Annotated in this window: 13 protein-coding genes, 5 tRNA genes and 1 pseudogene; 4 read left to right on the top strand and 15 right to left on the bottom strand. The window is 69.2% G+C overall.

All coding sequences use genetic code 11. The annotated features are described in order from the left end of the window. Positions 1-42 precede the first annotated feature (42 nt). From AB8A24_RS10155 to AB8A24_RS10145, 3 genes are read right to left on the bottom strand one after another with little or no spacing between them, the layout of a single operon-like run. Positions 43-1,200: a D-alanine--D-alanine ligase family protein gene (locus tag AB8A24_RS10155; RefSeq protein ID WP_030718410.1), complete on the bottom strand. Its 1,158-nt coding sequence runs from the start codon at positions 1,198-1,200 to the stop codon at positions 43-45. Positions 1,201-1,239: 39 nt separating this feature from the next. Then, on the bottom strand, positions 1,240-2,250 hold the full coding sequence (locus tag AB8A24_RS10150) for an NAD(P)H-dependent glycerol-3-phosphate dehydrogenase (protein WP_328961493.1): 1,011 nt from the start codon (positions 2,248-2,250) through the stop codon (positions 1,240-1,242). After that, positions 2,247-2,999, bottom strand: a complete 753-nt coding sequence (locus AB8A24_RS10145) for a lysophospholipid acyltransferase family protein (RefSeq protein ID WP_328961494.1) — start codon at positions 2,997-2,999, stop codon at positions 2,247-2,249. Before AB8A24_RS10145 ends, AB8A24_RS10150 begins: the two co-directional genes overlap by 4 nt. Before the next feature lie 190 nt (positions 3,000-3,189). Here AB8A24_RS10145 and cofC point away from each other — a divergent pair. Beyond that, positions 3,190-3,840 (top strand): annotated as a pseudogene (cofC, locus tag AB8A24_RS10140) (2-phospho-L-lactate guanylyltransferase); the annotation flags it as partial. Between the two features lie 312 nt (positions 3,841-4,152). On the opposite strand, the gene AB8A24_RS10135 reads toward cofC, so the two are convergent. From AB8A24_RS10135 to leuC, 4 genes are all read right to left on the bottom strand, one after another. After that, positions 4,153-4,833, bottom strand: a complete 681-nt coding sequence (locus AB8A24_RS10135) for an HU family DNA-binding protein (RefSeq protein WP_369475363.1) — start codon at positions 4,831-4,833, stop codon at positions 4,153-4,155. Positions 4,834-4,977: 144 nt separating this feature from the next. After that, positions 4,978-5,205 (bottom strand): hypothetical protein, encoded by a 228-nt coding sequence (locus AB8A24_RS10130; protein ID WP_030009267.1) that lies wholly within the window; start codon positions 5,203-5,205, stop codon positions 4,978-4,980. Between the two features lie 137 nt (positions 5,206-5,342). Beyond that, positions 5,343-5,936 (bottom strand): 3-isopropylmalate dehydratase small subunit, encoded by a 594-nt coding sequence (leuD, locus tag AB8A24_RS10125; protein WP_266482214.1) that lies wholly within the window; start codon positions 5,934-5,936, stop codon positions 5,343-5,345. A gap of 3 nt (positions 5,937-5,939) precedes the next feature. After that, positions 5,940-7,364, bottom strand: a complete 1,425-nt coding sequence (leuC, locus tag AB8A24_RS10120; protein ID WP_328961496.1) for a 3-isopropylmalate dehydratase large subunit — start codon at positions 7,362-7,364, stop codon at positions 5,940-5,942. Positions 7,365-7,548: 184 nt separating this feature from the next. On the opposite strand from leuC, the gene ndgR reads away from it, so the two are divergent. Further along, the gene (gene ndgR / locus AB8A24_RS10115; protein ID WP_007266782.1) at positions 7,549-8,265 is read left to right on the top strand and encodes an IclR family transcriptional regulator NdgR; all 717 of its coding nucleotides are present in this window, start codon (positions 7,549-7,551) and stop codon (positions 8,263-8,265) included. Positions 8,266-8,416: 151 nt separating this feature from the next. Here ndgR and AB8A24_RS10110 read toward each other — a convergent pair. From AB8A24_RS10110 to AB8A24_RS10085, 6 genes are all read right to left on the bottom strand, one after another. Next, positions 8,417-8,489, bottom strand: a tRNA-Glu gene (locus tag AB8A24_RS10110). A 23-nt stretch (positions 8,490-8,512) separates the two neighbouring features. Then, positions 8,513-8,584: transfer RNA gene (locus AB8A24_RS10105), tRNA-Gln, on the bottom strand. A 24-nt stretch (positions 8,585-8,608) separates the two neighbouring features. Continuing rightward, positions 8,609-8,681 (bottom strand) — tRNA-Glu (locus AB8A24_RS10100). A gap of 61 nt (positions 8,682-8,742) precedes the next feature. After that, positions 8,743-8,815: transfer RNA gene (locus AB8A24_RS10095), tRNA-Glu, on the bottom strand. A gap of 27 nt (positions 8,816-8,842) precedes the next feature. Then, positions 8,843-8,914 (bottom strand) — tRNA-Gln (locus AB8A24_RS10090). An 86-nt stretch (positions 8,915-9,000) separates the two neighbouring features. Then, complete coding sequence (locus tag AB8A24_RS10085; RefSeq protein ID WP_328961497.1) at positions 9,001-9,729, bottom strand: HAD family hydrolase; 729 nt, start codon at positions 9,727-9,729, stop codon at positions 9,001-9,003. 172 nt (positions 9,730-9,901) lie between these two features. Here AB8A24_RS10085 and AB8A24_RS10080 point away from each other — a divergent pair, with 172 nt between their 5' ends. Both AB8A24_RS10080 and AB8A24_RS10075 read left to right on the top strand, forming a co-directional pair. Continuing rightward, a complete protein-coding gene (locus tag AB8A24_RS10080) occupies positions 9,902-10,336 on the top strand; it encodes a hypothetical protein (RefSeq protein WP_328961498.1) in 435 nt (144 codons plus the stop codon). A gap of 46 nt (positions 10,337-10,382) precedes the next feature. Further along, a complete protein-coding gene (locus tag AB8A24_RS10075; RefSeq protein ID WP_369475362.1) occupies positions 10,383-11,294 on the top strand; it encodes a hypothetical protein in 912 nt (303 codons plus the stop codon). A gap of 78 nt (positions 11,295-11,372) precedes the next feature. Here AB8A24_RS10075 and gltX read toward each other — a convergent pair whose 3' ends face one another. Together gltX and AB8A24_RS10065 are read right to left on the bottom strand one after the other, a co-directional pair. Then, complete coding sequence (gene gltX / locus AB8A24_RS10070; RefSeq protein WP_328961500.1) at positions 11,373-12,887, bottom strand: glutamate--tRNA ligase; 1,515 nt, start codon at positions 12,885-12,887, stop codon at positions 11,373-11,375. Next, positions 12,880-13,668: a fumarylacetoacetate hydrolase family protein gene (locus AB8A24_RS10065; protein ID WP_030718379.1), complete on the bottom strand. Its 789-nt coding sequence runs from the start codon at positions 13,666-13,668 to the stop codon at positions 12,880-12,882. The genes gltX and AB8A24_RS10065 overlap by 8 nt, the downstream gene beginning before the upstream one ends. Positions 13,669-13,725: the final 57 nt, after the last annotated feature.

Genomic DNA, 13,725 nt, shown 5'->3' with positions numbered 1-13,725 from the left:
CTTCGAAGGCGGTCGGCGGGCGGTCGGCGTTTCGGACGACTCTCAGCGCAGGCCGGTGGAGCGGCGCAGGGCCGCCTGGATCAGGCTGTCCACCAGCTCCGGGTACTCGATGCCCGTCTTCTGCCACATCAGCGGGTACATCGAGATCGGGGTGAAGCCCGGCATCGTGTTGATCTCGTTGATGACGAAGGTGCCGTCCTCGGTGAGGAAGAAGTCGGCACGCACCAGGCCCTCGCAGGACGCGGCCTCGAAGGCCTCGATCGCGAGCCGCTGCACCTCGGCGGTCTGCTCCGGGGTGAGCGGGGCGGGCACGATCCCGGAGGCGGAGTCGATGTACTTCGCCTCGAAGTCGTAGAAGTCGTGGCTGGACACCGGCGGGATCTCGGCCGGGACGCTCGCGCGCGGCCCGTCCTCGAACTCCAGGACGCCGCACTCGATCTCGCGGCCGCGCAGCAGCGCCTCCACGATGATCTTCGGGTCGTGGCGCCGGGCCTCCCTGATCGCCGCGTCGAGGCCGGAGGCGTCGTCGACCTTGGTGATGCCGATGGAGGAGCCGGCCCGGGCGGGCTTGATGAACAGCGGCCAGCCGTGTTCGGCGGCGAAGTCCAGGATCTTGCCCGTGGCGGCGTCCCGGTCGGTCTCCCACTCGCGGGGCCGGATGGTCACGTACGGGCCGACGCTCAGCCCGAAGGAGGTGAACACCCGCTTCATGTAGTCCTTGTCCTGGCCGACGGCCGAGGCGAGGACGCCGGAGCCGACGTACGGGATGCCGGAGAGCTCCAGGAGGCCCTGGAGGGTGCCGTCCTCGCCGTACGGGCCGTGCAGGACGGGGAAGACGACGTCGACCTCGCCCAGGGCCTTGGGGACGGCGCCCGGTTCGGTGTAGACGACCTGGCGGCTGGCCGGGTCGACCGAGAGCACGACGGCGCCGTCCTCGGAGTCGGCGAGCTCCTCGACACTCGGGAGCTTGCGGTCGGCGATGGCCATCCGCTCGGGCTCGTCGGCGGTCAGCGCCCATCGGCCGTCCGTGGTGATGCCGATGGGCAGCACCTCGTACTTGGAGCGGTCGATGGAGCGCAGCACGGCGCCCGCCGTGACGACCGAGATGGCGTGTTCCGAGCTGCGGCCGCCGAACACGACGGCCACGCGGGGCTTGCGGCCCTGCTGCTCAGGGGTCTGGGGGAGGTTCTCGCTGCTCATATCGCCACGAGAGTACCCGCTCAGACGTGCGGAATGGAGTCAGCGACGTTCCGGTTTGGCGCTGCGGCCCATCAGGTCCTTGAGCGCGACCAGCGTCGGCTTGCCGTGGTGGACGATGTCCACCACCGTGTCGGTGATCGGCATGTCCACCCCGTGGCGGCGTGCCAGATCCGCCACCGACTGGCAGGACTTGACGCCCTCGGCGGTCTGCTTGGTGACCGCGATGGTCTCCTCCAGGGTCATCCCGCGGCCCAGGTTGGTGCCGAAGGTGTGGTTCCGGGAGAGCGGCGAGGAGCAGGTGGCGACCAGGTCGCCGAGGCCCGCGAGGCCGGAGAAGGTGAGCGGGTCGGCGCCCATCGCCACGCCGAGGCGGGTGGCTTCGGCGAGTCCGCGGGTGATGAGCGAGCCCTTGGTGTTGTCGCCCAGGCCCATCCCGTCCGCGATGCCGACGGCGAGGCCGATGACGTTCTTGACGGCGCCGCCGAGCTCGCAGCCGGTGACGTCGGTGCTCGTGTACGGGCGGAAGTACGCGGTGTGGCAGGCGGCCTGGAGGCGCTGGGCCACGGCCTCGTCCACGCAGGCGACGACGGAGGCGGCGGGCTGGCGGGCGGCGATCTCGGCGGCCAGGTTCGGGCCGGTGACCACGGCGATGCGCTCGGCGGGGACCTTGGCCACCTCCTCGATGACCTCGCTCATCCGCTTGGCGGTGCCGAGTTCGATGCCCTTCATCAGGGAGACGAGCACGGTGTCGGGGGCCAGGAGGGGCGTCCACGCGGCGAGGTTCTCGCGCAGGGTCTGGGACGGGACGGCGAGGACGGTGAAGTCGGCGCCGGCCGCGGCCTCGGCCGGGTCGGTGGTGGCCCGGAGGTTCGCGGGGAGTTCGATGCCGGGGAAGTAGTCCGGGTTGGTCCGGCCGGTGTTGATGGAGTCGACCACCTCCTGGCGGCGGCCCCACAGCGTCACCTCGCAGCCCGCGTCGGCGAGCACGATGGCGAAGGCCGTGCCCCAGGAGCCTGTTCCGAAGACGGTCGCCTTCACGGGACGTGTCACTTGTTGCCCTCCCCTGCGGCCTTGCGCCGCTGTTCCGCCCTGGCGTTGCGATGGTCGTACGGCTGCTCGGGCGCGGTCTCGCCGCGCACCTCCTCCAGCAGCGCGGTGATGGCCGCCATGATGGCCTCGGTGACCTCCCGCAGGACCTCCGGGGTGGGTTCCCGGTCGTAGAAGGCCGAGAGGTCCACCGGCGGTCCGGCGAGCACCTGGAGGGTCTTGCGCGGGAAGAGCCGGACCTTGTTCTCCTTGGCGTAGGGCGGCATCGCGAGGTTCGCGCCCCACTGGGCCACCGGGATGACGGGGGCCCTGGTGATCAGCGCCACGCGGGCGGCGCCGGTCTTGCCGGCCATCGGCCACATGTCGGGGTCGCGGGTGAGGGTGCCCTCCGGGTAGAAGGCCACGCATTCGCCGCGCTCGATGGCGTCCACGGCGGCCCGGAACGCGTCCAGGGCGTTGGTGGACTCGCGGTAGACGGGGATCTGCCCGCTACCGTGGAGGATCGACCCGACAATGGGGACCTTGAAGAGGGCGGCCTTGGCGAGCAATCGGGGCACGCGGCCGGTGTTGTACTGGAAGTGCGCGTACGAGAGCGGGTCCAGATACGAGTTGTGATTGACGGCGGTGATAAAACCGCCCTCGGCCGGAATGTGCTCCATTCCCCGCCAGTCCCGCTTGAAGAGCACTACCAGCGGCGGTTTTGCGATGACCGCCGCCAGGCGGTACCAGAAGCCGATTCTGCGGCGGGACACTCGGACACCTTCCTCTAGGACCGGTGCGCGGCTTGGGCACCTCGTGGGCCGGACAAGTGTCACCCCACGCCCGGTCTCTGTCGAGAACACCGTACGCCCCGCTCACCCCGCCGGACTCCCGGGTTGCCCGGGCGAAGGCGACAATGGGCCGACACATGACCCGGCCATGACCTGACCATGGTCGAAGGTTGTGCCGGAGCGCACCGGAGGGAAGGGGTCCGTCACGAACGCCGTCTGGAGTTTGGTGGTCCCGCTGAAGCCTCTGGTGGTGGCGAAGAGCCGTCTCGCGCGGGCCGTGGGCGCCTCTCGTCCGGGCCTTGCCCTGGCCTTCGCCCAGGACACCGTCGCGGGGGCCTTGGCCTGCGCGGCGGTCGCGGATGTGGTGGTCGTCACGGACGACCCCGCGGCCGGTGCGGAACTGGCGCGGCTCGGGGCGCGGATCGTCTCCGACGTCCCGGCGGCCGGGCTCAACGCGGCCCTGGACCACGGGGCGCGGGCCGTGCGGTCGGGGCGGCCGGGCGCCGCCGTGGCCGCGCTGAACGCCGATCTGCCGGCGCTGAGGCCCCCGGAATTGCAACGCGTGCTCGAAAACGCTTCGGTATTTCCGCGGGCATTTCTGGCGGATGCGGCCGGAATCGGGACGACCCTGCTTTCCGCCGCGCCGGACGTGGAATTGACCCCTTCGTTCGGTGGGCCGTCACGGGCCAGGCATTCGGCCTCGGGGGCGGTGGAAATCGCCCTGGCGGACGTCGACAGCGTGCGCCGGGACGTGGACACGGCGGCGGATCTGCGTACCGCTCTCACCCTCGGCGTGGGGCGCCACACCGCCCGATACAGTGCCCGTATGCAGGCGACCGCGTACACGTACGACTCCCAGACCCGCAGCGGCAGTGTGCTGCTGGACGACGGCACTCCGGTGCCTTTCGAGGCCCCGGCCTTCGACGCGGGCGGCCTGCGGCTGCTGCGGCCCGGGCAGCGGGTCCGGATCGAGACGGACGGCGCGGGTGCGAACCTGCGGATCACCCTGGTGACGCTGCAGACGTTCTGAAGGCACGGCCGCCCGCGACCCGGACGGGTCGCCGGCGCGCCGAACGCACCGCGGGCCGGCTCCCCCACACGGGGAAAGCCGGCCCGGCCTGTGTGACGCGTGCCCCTACTTCTTGCGGGCGGTGGTCTTCTTCGCGGTGGCCTTGCGCGTCGCCGTCTTCTTGGCGGGCGCCTTCGTCGCTGCGGTGACCTTCTTGGCCGCCGGCGCGGTCTTCTTCGCCGCGGCGGTGGTCTTCTTCGCGGCGGGCGTGGCCTTCTTGGCCGCGGCGGTGGTCTTCTTGGCGGCCGCGGTGGCCTTCTTGGCCGTGGCGGTGCTCTTCACCGCCGCCTTCTTGGCGGTCGCCGTGGCCTTCTTGGCCACGACCTTCTTCGCGACCGTGGTCTTCGCCGCGGCCTTCTTGGCGGTGGTGGCCTTCTTCGCGACGGCCTTCTTGACCGTCGCGGAGGCACCACCCGTGAGGCTGCCCTTGGGCGCCTTCTTCACGGACACCTCGCCCCCCTTGGGGAGCTTCTTGGTGCCGCTGACCAGGTCTTTGAAGCCCTGGCCGGCACGGAAGCGGGGCACAGAGGTCTTCTTGACCCGGACGCGCTCACCCGTCTGCGGGTTGCGGGCGTAACGGGCCGGACGGTCGACCTTCTCGAACGAGCCGAAGCCCGTGACCGAGACCCGGTCGCCCGCGACGGTAGCGCGGACGATCGCGTCCAGTACCGCGTCGACAGCATCCGCGGCCTGCTGACGGCCGCCCAGCTTGTCGGCAATCGCTTCTACGAGCTGCGCCTTGTTCACGTCTTCCCCTTCGGAGACTTCGCCAGAACGAATGTGTTCAAGCTTATTTCGCACGTTAGGCGGATATATACCGCAAATCAAACACGAAACGGGCTAATCACCCTAGTGCCGCAACGCTGTAGGCCGTTACGGAGTTCCTTCGCATCAGTCGCCTTCAGGGAATCGACCCTCGTCGAGGTCCTTCATCAACCTGTCCAGGCGCCTGGCCGCATCGGCGAGATCATGCTTCGCCGCGGCCGTGACGACCAACAGCTTCCGGGACAGCGCCATCCTTACGCCCTCCGGGACTTGCAGTGAGCGCACCCGTGTGTGTGCTTCTTTCAACCGGTCCGCGACGAGTTCGTAGAGCTCGAGTTGACTGTCGCGTTCCATGCACAGATTGTGCCATCTGGGGCGAGTTGTCGCCTCACGGGGCCTCAACAAACGGCTGTGCCCCCCGCCGGAGGGCGGGGGGCACAGTGTTCTCGATGTGATCACCAGAAGGTGAATAAGCGCTGATCAGGCAGGAATCAGACCTGAATCGTGCGCGGCTTGAAGGTGGGTCGGGCGCTTTCGTACGTGGCGATGTCCGCTTCGTTCTGAAGGGTGAGCGAGATGTCGTCCAGGCCCTCCAGCAGACGCCAGCGGGCGTTGTCGTCGAGTTCGAACTCCGCGACGACGCCCTCCGCTCGCACCTGGCGGTCGACCAGGTCGACCGTGATCTCGGCGGTGGGGTCGGCCTCGGTCAGCTTCCACAGCCGCTCGACGGTCTCCTGCGGGAGGACGACGGTCAGCAGACCGTTCTTCAGGGAGTTCCCGCGGAAGATGTCGGCGAAGCGGGAGGAGATGACCGTCTTGAAGCCGAAGTTCTGCAGGGCCCAGACGGCGTGCTCGCGCGAGGAACCCGTACCGAAGTCGGGGCCGGCGACCAGGACGGTCGCGCCGGCGCGCTCCGGGCGGTTCGTGACGAACTCCGGGTCCTTGCGCCAGGCCTCGAAGAGCCCGTCCTCGAACCCGTCGCGGGTGATCTTCTTCAGCCAGTGGGCCGGGATGATCTGGTCGGTGTCGACGTTGCTGCGGCGCAGCGGGACGGCCCGGCCGGTGTGGGTGGTGAAGGCTTCCATGGTTCAGACTCCGGCGGTCGCGTCGGCGGCGGACAGGTCGGCGGGCGAGGCCAGATGGCCCAGCACCGCGGTGGCGGCGGCCACCTGCGGGGAGACCAGGTGGGTGCGCCCGCCCTTGCCCTGCCGGCCCTCGAAGTTGCGGTTGGAGGTGGACGCGGAGCGCTCACCGGGCGCCAGTTGGTCGGGGTTCATGCCCAGGCACATCGAACAGCCCGCGTGCCGCCACTCGGCGCCAGCCTCCTTGAAGACCTTGTCCAGACCCTCTTCCACGGCCTGCAGGGCCACCCGGACCGAGCCCGGGACGACCAGCATCCGTACGCCGTCGGCGACTTTACGGCCCTCGATGATGCCGGCGACGGCGCGCAGGTCCTCGATGCGGCCGTTGGTGCAGGAACCTACGAAGACGGTGTCGACCTTGATGTCCCGCAGCGGCTGCCCGGCGGTCAACCCCATGTACTCCAGGGCCTTTTCGGCGGCCAGGCGCTCCGAAGCGTCCTCGTACGAAGCCGGGTCGGGGACGTCGGCCGACAGCGGCGCGCCCTGGCCCGGGTTGGTGCCCCAGGTGACGAAGGGGGACAGCGTGGCGCCGTCGACGACGACCTCCGCGTCGAAGACCGCGTCGTCGTCGGTGCGCAGGGTCCGCCAGTACGCGACCGCCGCGTCCCAGTCCTCGCCGACGGGGGCGTGGTCGCGGCCCTGCAGGTAGTCGAAGGTGGTCTGATCAGGGGCGATCATGCCCGCGCGGGCACCGGCCTCGATCGACATGTTGCAGATGGTCATGCGGGCTTCCATCGACAGTTTCTCGATGGCCTCGCCCCGGTACTCCAGGATGTAGCCCTGGCCGCCGCCGGTGCCGATCTTGGCGATGATCGCCAGGATCAGGTCCTTCGCGGTGACGCCCTCGGCCAGTGCGCCGGTGACGGTGATCGCCATCGTCTTCGGGCGGGCCAGCGGCAGCGTCTGGGTGGCCAGTACGTGCTCGACCTGGCTGGTGCCGATACCGAAGGCCAGCGCGCCGAAGGCGCCGTGCGTGGAGGTGTGCGAGTCGCCGCAGACCACGGTGGTGCCGGGCTGGGTCAGACCCAGCTGCGGTCCCACCACGTGGACGACGCCCTGCTCGACATCGCCCAGCGAGTGCAGGCGCACGCCGAACTCGGCGCAGTTCGCCCGCAGCGTCTCCAGCTGGGCGCGGGAGACCGGGTCGGCGATCGGCTTGTCGATGTCGAGGGTGGGGGTGTTGTGGTCCTCGGTCGCGATGGTGAGGTCGAGGCGTCGGACCTTGCGGCCGGCCTGACGCAGCCCCTCGAAGGCCTGCGGGCTGGTCACCTCGTGCAGCAGGTGCAGATCGATGAAGAGGAGGTCGGGCTCGCCTTCGGCGCGCCGGACGACATGGTCGTCCCAGACCTTCTCCGCGAGTGTCCTACCCATCGCTTTCCCTCCGGCCGGCCGGTTGTGCCGGCGCTTCATAGAGATCTTGTGCGCCGTGCCGTCCGTACCCCACGTCCCGGACGACGGCTCGGACCCAGTGGTTCGTGGACCCGCACATACAGACTCGCTCGTTCTTGGAAAAATTGAACTTGCGTTTCACAGTGTGAGACGCGAATATCGTTTCATGGACAACTCTAGCGGCGTCGGCGTTCTCGACAAGGCAGCTCTGGTATTGAGCGCACTGGAGTCCGGTCCGGCCACCCTCGCCGGGCTGGTCGCGGCGACAGGGCTCGCACGACCCACGGCACATCGCCTTGCCGTGGCACTGGAACACCACCGGATGGTGGCGAGGGACATGCAGGGCCGGTTCATCCTCGGACCGCGGCTGGCGGAGCTCGCCGCCGCGGCCGGCGAGGACCGCCTGCTGGCCACGGCGGGACCGGTACTCACCCACCTCCGTGACGTGACGGGAGAGAGCGCGCAGCTCTACCGCCGTCAGGGAGACATGCGCATCTGCGTGGCGGCCGCGGAGCGGCTCTCGGGCCTTCGGGACACCGTCCCGGTGGGCTCGACGCTCCCGATGAAGGCCGGTTCGGCCGCGCAGATCCTGATGGCGTGGGAAGAGCCCGAGCGGCTCCACCGCGGCCTTCAGGGGGCGCGCTTCACGGCGACGGCGCTCTCGGGCGTACGGCGTCGCGGCTGGGCGCAGTCGATCGGCGAGCGGGAGCCCGGCGTGGCCTCCGTCTCGGCACCGGTGCGCGGGCCGTCGAACCGCGTCGTGGCCTCCGTATCGGTCTCCGGGCCGATCGAGCGGCTGACCCGTCACCCGGGCCGGATGCACGCCCAGGCCGTCATCGACGCGGCCGCACGGCTCACGGAGGCGCTGCGCCGCTCCGGCTGACCTTCCATCCCCATCTGTTCACCCCCGGGCCCGGGGGCGCGTACGACGCCGCACACGTCCTAACACGCGCCTCCGGGCCCGCACTTGTCCGCGCGCCGGCACAACGCGAAAGAGGCCCTCCGCGATGAACGCGGAAGGCCTCTTCGATGCGTACCCCCGACCGGATTCGAACCGGCGCTACCGCCTTGAGAGGGCGGCGTGCTAGGCCGCTACACAACGGGGGCTAGCTGGTGCTGCTGTTACTGCGCTGGGCTACCAGGACTCGAACCTAGAATAAGGGAACCAGAAACCCTCGTGTTGCCAATTACACTATAGCCCAAAGTGGTCTAGACCAGACCAACAGTACCCCCGACCGGATTCGAACCGGCGCTACCGCCTTGAGAGGGCGGCGTGCTAGGCCGCTACACAACGGGGGCCCTAGCGATCCTGCATCAAGACGTCCGGGTGCGACCCTGGAGATCTCGCGGGAAGGATCTGTACCCCCGACCGGATTCGAACCGGCGCTACCGCCTTGAGAGGGCGGCGTGCTAGGCCGCTACACAACGGGGGCAAAGCACTGCGTTACTACTGCACTGCGCTGGGGTACCAGGACTCGAACCTAGAATAAGGGAACCAGAAACCCTCGTGTTGCCAATTACACCATACCCCACCAAAAGTCAACCCCTTACCGGGGCTTTTCTTCGGGTGGCGCCTCCGTCCGGCCTTTCGGCCCGCTCCGGCGGCGCAGAAAGAACATTACCGGATGCCTGACCGTGCTCCAAAACGGGTATCCCGTGCCAGCAGCCGTGGGAGCTGGTCAAGGGCTTCGATGCGGTGCGCCCCCTCGGGCCCGGGGCCGCGGCCGCCGGTCCGGTCGATCCAGACGGCCGTCAATCCGGCGTCACGCGCCCCCCGCGCGTCGATCTCCGGCTGGTCCCCCACGTACGCCACTTCGCCGGGCGGCAGCCCGAGCGCCTCGCACGCGGCGAGGAAGGCCCCCGCCTCGGGCTTGCTGATCCCGAGTTCGACGGCGCAGACCAGCACCTCGAAGCGGTCGCGCAGGCCGAGGTCGCGCAGCTTCGGGTCCTGGTTCGCGGTGGAGGAGTTCGAGAGCACCCCGTGCCGGTAGTCGGTCGCGAGGGCGTCGAGGGCGGGGACCACGTCGGGGAAGACGACCCAGGCGGCCTTGTAGTGCTCCACGTACCGGTCGAACCAGGCGTCGGCCTCGTCCGCGGTCATCGCCGGCCGCTCCAGGAACTCCCGCACCCGCTCCTGCCGCTGCCCCTGGAAGGTGCCCTCGCCGGCCGCGAAGCGGGCCCAGTGCCGGTCGGTGATCTCCCGCCACAGCGCGAGCGCCTGCGTGGGGGTCCCGTACCGCTCCGCGAGCCGCTCGGCCTCCAGCTGGCGCGCCAGTCCGGCGGCATCGGCCCCGGTGTAGTCGAACAGGGTGTCGTCGATGTCCCAGAGAACCGCTCGGATGACCATGCCCCAAGTATGCGAAACCCCTGCGGACCATGTCTCGCGTACACAAGAACTGGAATTCAACGATCCACTTCTATTCTTCTTGACCTTCGGGGCCGCCGTCCGCAGACACTCCGGTGCCGCCCCCCACGATCTTCATTCAGGGAGCATTTTCCTGCGCACCATTCACCGCGCCATGGCTGTGGCAATTCCCGCCGTTGCCGCTCTCGCCGTCACCGTGGCCCCCGCCCAGGCCTCCAGCGGTAATGACATCTGGTGCAACGCCTACCACGCGAACTGTGGCACCTTCTCCTACAACTCCAACCTGACCGGCTCCCGGATCAGCTTCACCGGCACGAGCGGCTGGGAGGGCGAGATATCCAACCTCAGCGGATACACGTACCTGGAGTCGGGCAAGGCCGGATACGGCCGGCCCGTCAAGAACAACGCCGCCCCCTTCTACAACGGCAGCATGCAGAAGGCCACCGTCTTCTACAACAGCGGCTTCGCCGGTGTCTGTGACGCGGTCGCGTCCCTCACCGACGTCTACAAGCTGAACAAGACCTACCACCAGAACGCCTCTCTCGGCTTCGGTTCCCGTACGGGCTCGAACTGCTACATGTTCAACTGACGCCGGCCGTCACTCCCGCAGCGCACCACAGCCCCGCGCGGAAAGCATGACCACGAGACGAGTGGCAACTGCCCTGCTCGCCGCGTTCGTTCTGGCCGGATGCTCGGCTCAGGGAACCTCGCAGGACGGCGCGGTGCGACCCGCGGACGCCGGCACCGCGCAGCCTCCGGGCGGGCGGCCCTCCCTCTCGGCCCCGGGCTGCACCTTCCGGCTGCCCATGGCCGCGTACAGCTACACCGCCGACGAGTACGCCACGATCGAAGCCGCCGAGCAGGTGCCGGCGAAGAGGTGCATGGCCGGCTACTCGCTCGGCTACCGGCCGCCCGAGCGCACCGCCGTGGCCCCCGGGGTCGACCGCCGCTACGGCCTGTCCGAGCAGGACGCCGCCCTTGCCCCCGGTTACCGTCTCCCGGCCGCGCAGCCCCCGGCCCAGGACGAAGAGCTCAGCAAGGAACAGATATCCGTGCTGTACGGCGGACGAGGATCCGAAGGGAAGACGGGGCGGCTCGAATACGGCGGCAAGGCGATCCCGGAAGAGGGCTGCCTGGGCCAATCGATTCTTGATTTCCGCAAGGACTACGAACACCCGCAGGCCATCGAGACGGCGCGCCACATATCGAGTCAGAGTTATCAGGACTCGATGGCCCGCCCCGAGACCCAGGCGGCGTTCCGGAAATGGTCCGCGTACATGAAGGAAGAGGGATACATCTACGCGTCACCGATGGACCCGCCGTCCGTGGGGAAATTCCAGGAGGGTCCCGTGACGGCGGAGGAAAAGGCCACGGCGCAGGCCGACGTGGCCTGCAAGACGCGTACCGATCTGTTGAACTCGTGGTTCGCCGTGGAGTCGGAAATCCAGCAGGCGATGGTCTCGGGGGATACGAAGGTGCTCCAGGAGCTGCGCGAGCTGCACCGGAAGAAGGTCGCCGCGGCCCGGACCATCCTCACCGAGGGCTGAACCCCCTCGCCGCACAGAACTCAGGCCCGGACCCCTGGCAACTGCCTCGGGTCCGGGCCTGGTCCTCGTACGGAGCCGCTACGCGGCGAGCTTGGCCAGCGCCGCGTCGATGCGGGCCAGCGACCGCTCCTTGCCCAGGATCTCCAGGGACTCGAAGAGCGGCAGGCCGACCGTGCGGCCGGTGACGGCCACGCGGACCGGCGCCTGGGCCTTGCCGAGCTTGAGGCCGTGGGCCTCACCGGCGGTCAGCACGGCCTGCTTGAGGGACTCGGGGTCCGTCCAGTCCGCCGACTCCAGGTTGGCGCGCGCCGTGGTGAGCAGCGCGGCCGGCTCGCCCTTCATCGCCTTGTCCCACGAGGCCTGGTCCGACACCGGCTCCTTCAGGAACAGGAAGTCGACGTTGGCCGTGATGTCCGACAGGACGGTCACCCGGGTCTGGGCGTGCGGGGCGATCCGCGCCCAGGCCTCGGCGTCGAAGTCCTCGGGGGCCCAGTTGGCGTGCGGGGCCTGCAGCCACGGGGCGCAGGCGTCCGCGAAGGCCTTCGGGTCCAGCAGGCGGATGTGGTCGCCGTTGATCGACTCGGCCTTCTTCAGGTCGAAGCGGGCCGGGTTGGCGTTGACGCCGTCGATGTCGAACTTCGACACCATCTCCTCGATCGAGAAGACGTCCTGGTCCTTGGAGAAGGACCAGCCGAGGAGCGAGAGGTAGTTCAGCAGCCCCTCGGGGAGGAAACCGCGCTCGCGGTACAGGTTGAGCGAGGCCTCGGGGTCGCGCTTGGAGAGCTTCTTGTTGCCCTCGCCCATCACGTACGGCAGGTGGCCGAAGGCGGGGGTGCTCTTGGCGACGCCCAGTTCGATCAGCGCCTTGTAGAGGGCGATCTGGCGGGGGGTGGAGGAGAGCAGGTCCTCGCCGCGCAGGACGTGCGTGATCTCCATCAGCGCGTCGTCGACCGGGTTGACCAGCGTGTACAGCGGGGCGCCGGTGGCCCGGACGATGCCGAAGTCCGGCACGTTCTCCGGGGTGAAGGTCAGCTCGCCGCGGACGAGGTCGGTGAAGGTGATCGGCTCGTCGGGCATCCGGAAGCGGACGATCGCCGGGCGGTGCTCGCCCTGGTACGCCTCGATCTGCACGGGGGTGAGCTCGCGGCAGTGGCCGTCGTAGCCGGAGGGCTTGCCGGCGGCGCGGGCCGCCGCGCGGCGGGCGTCGAGCTCTTCGGTGGAGCAGTAGCAGTGGTACGCGTAGCCGCCGTCGAGCAGCTTCTTCGCGACGTCCGCGTAGATGTCCATGCGCTCGGACTGGCGGTACGGGGCGTGCGGGCCGCCCACCTCGGGGCCCTCGTCCCAGGTGAAGCCGAGCCAGCGCAGCGAGGCGAGCAGCTGGTCGTAGGACTCCTCGGAGTCGCGGGCCGCGTCGGTGTCCTCGATGCGGAAGACGAACGTACCGCCGTGGTGGCGGGCGAACGCCCAGTTGAAGAGTGCGGTCCGGACCAGGCCCACGTGGGGGTTGCCGGTCGGGGAGGGACAGAAACGTACGCGGGGGGGTACCCCCTCCTCGAGCGAAGTCGAGAGCTTGGGGGAGTTCGCGTTAGCCACGCTTGATCACCTTGTTGGTGAGAGTGCCGATGCCTTCGATGGTGACGGCGACCTCGTCGCCGACGTTGAGGGGGCCGACTCCGGCCGGGGTCCCCGTGAGGATGACGTCGCCGGGGAGCAGCGTCATGGCCTCGGAGATGTGGACGATCAGGTCCTCGATGGAACGGACCATGTCGCTGGTACGGCCGAGCTGGCGCTGTTCGCCGTTGACCGTGCACTGGATGGTCAGGTCGCTCGGGTCCAGGTCTGTCTCGATCCAGGGGCCGAGGGGGCAGGAGCTGTCGAAGCCCTTGGCCCGCGCCCACTGCTTCTCCCGCTTCTGGACGTCGCGCGCGGTGACGTCGTTGGCGCAGGTGTAGCCGAGGATGACGTCCTTGACGCGCTCCTTCGGGACCTCCCGGCACATACGGCCGATGACCACGGCGAGCTCCGCCTCGTGGTGGAGGTCCTGGGAGAAGGAGGGATATGTGATCGGGTCCCCCGGGCCGACCACCGAGGTGGAGGGCTTGAAGAAGGTGATCGGGGCGTCGGGGACCTCGTTGCCGAGCTCCGCCGCGTGCTCCGCGTAGTTGCGGCCGATGGCCACGACCTTGTTCGGGAGCACGGGCGGCAGCAGTCGGACCTTGCTCATCGGGACCTTCGTGCCCGAGAGCTCGAAGTCCGCGAAGGGAATGCCCTTGATGATGTCGAGCACGAGCGTGGAGTCGTCGCCGGGGGCGCCGTCGCCCTCGACCGCGCCGAACGCGACGTTGCCGTCGATCGAGAACCTGGCGATGCGCACCTGTTGCGTCTGCCCCTCTGTATTTCCGCTGGCTGGAGTCTGCGGACCCCAGGCTAA

The organism is Streptomyces sp. BF23-19 (assembly GCF_041106355.1).
Classification (GTDB): domain Bacteria; phylum Actinomycetota; class Actinomycetes; order Streptomycetales; family Streptomycetaceae; genus Streptomyces; species Streptomyces virginiae_A.
The sequence above is the reverse complement of the archived record's forward strand: the minus strand, read 5'-3'. Positions and strand labels throughout refer to the sequence as shown.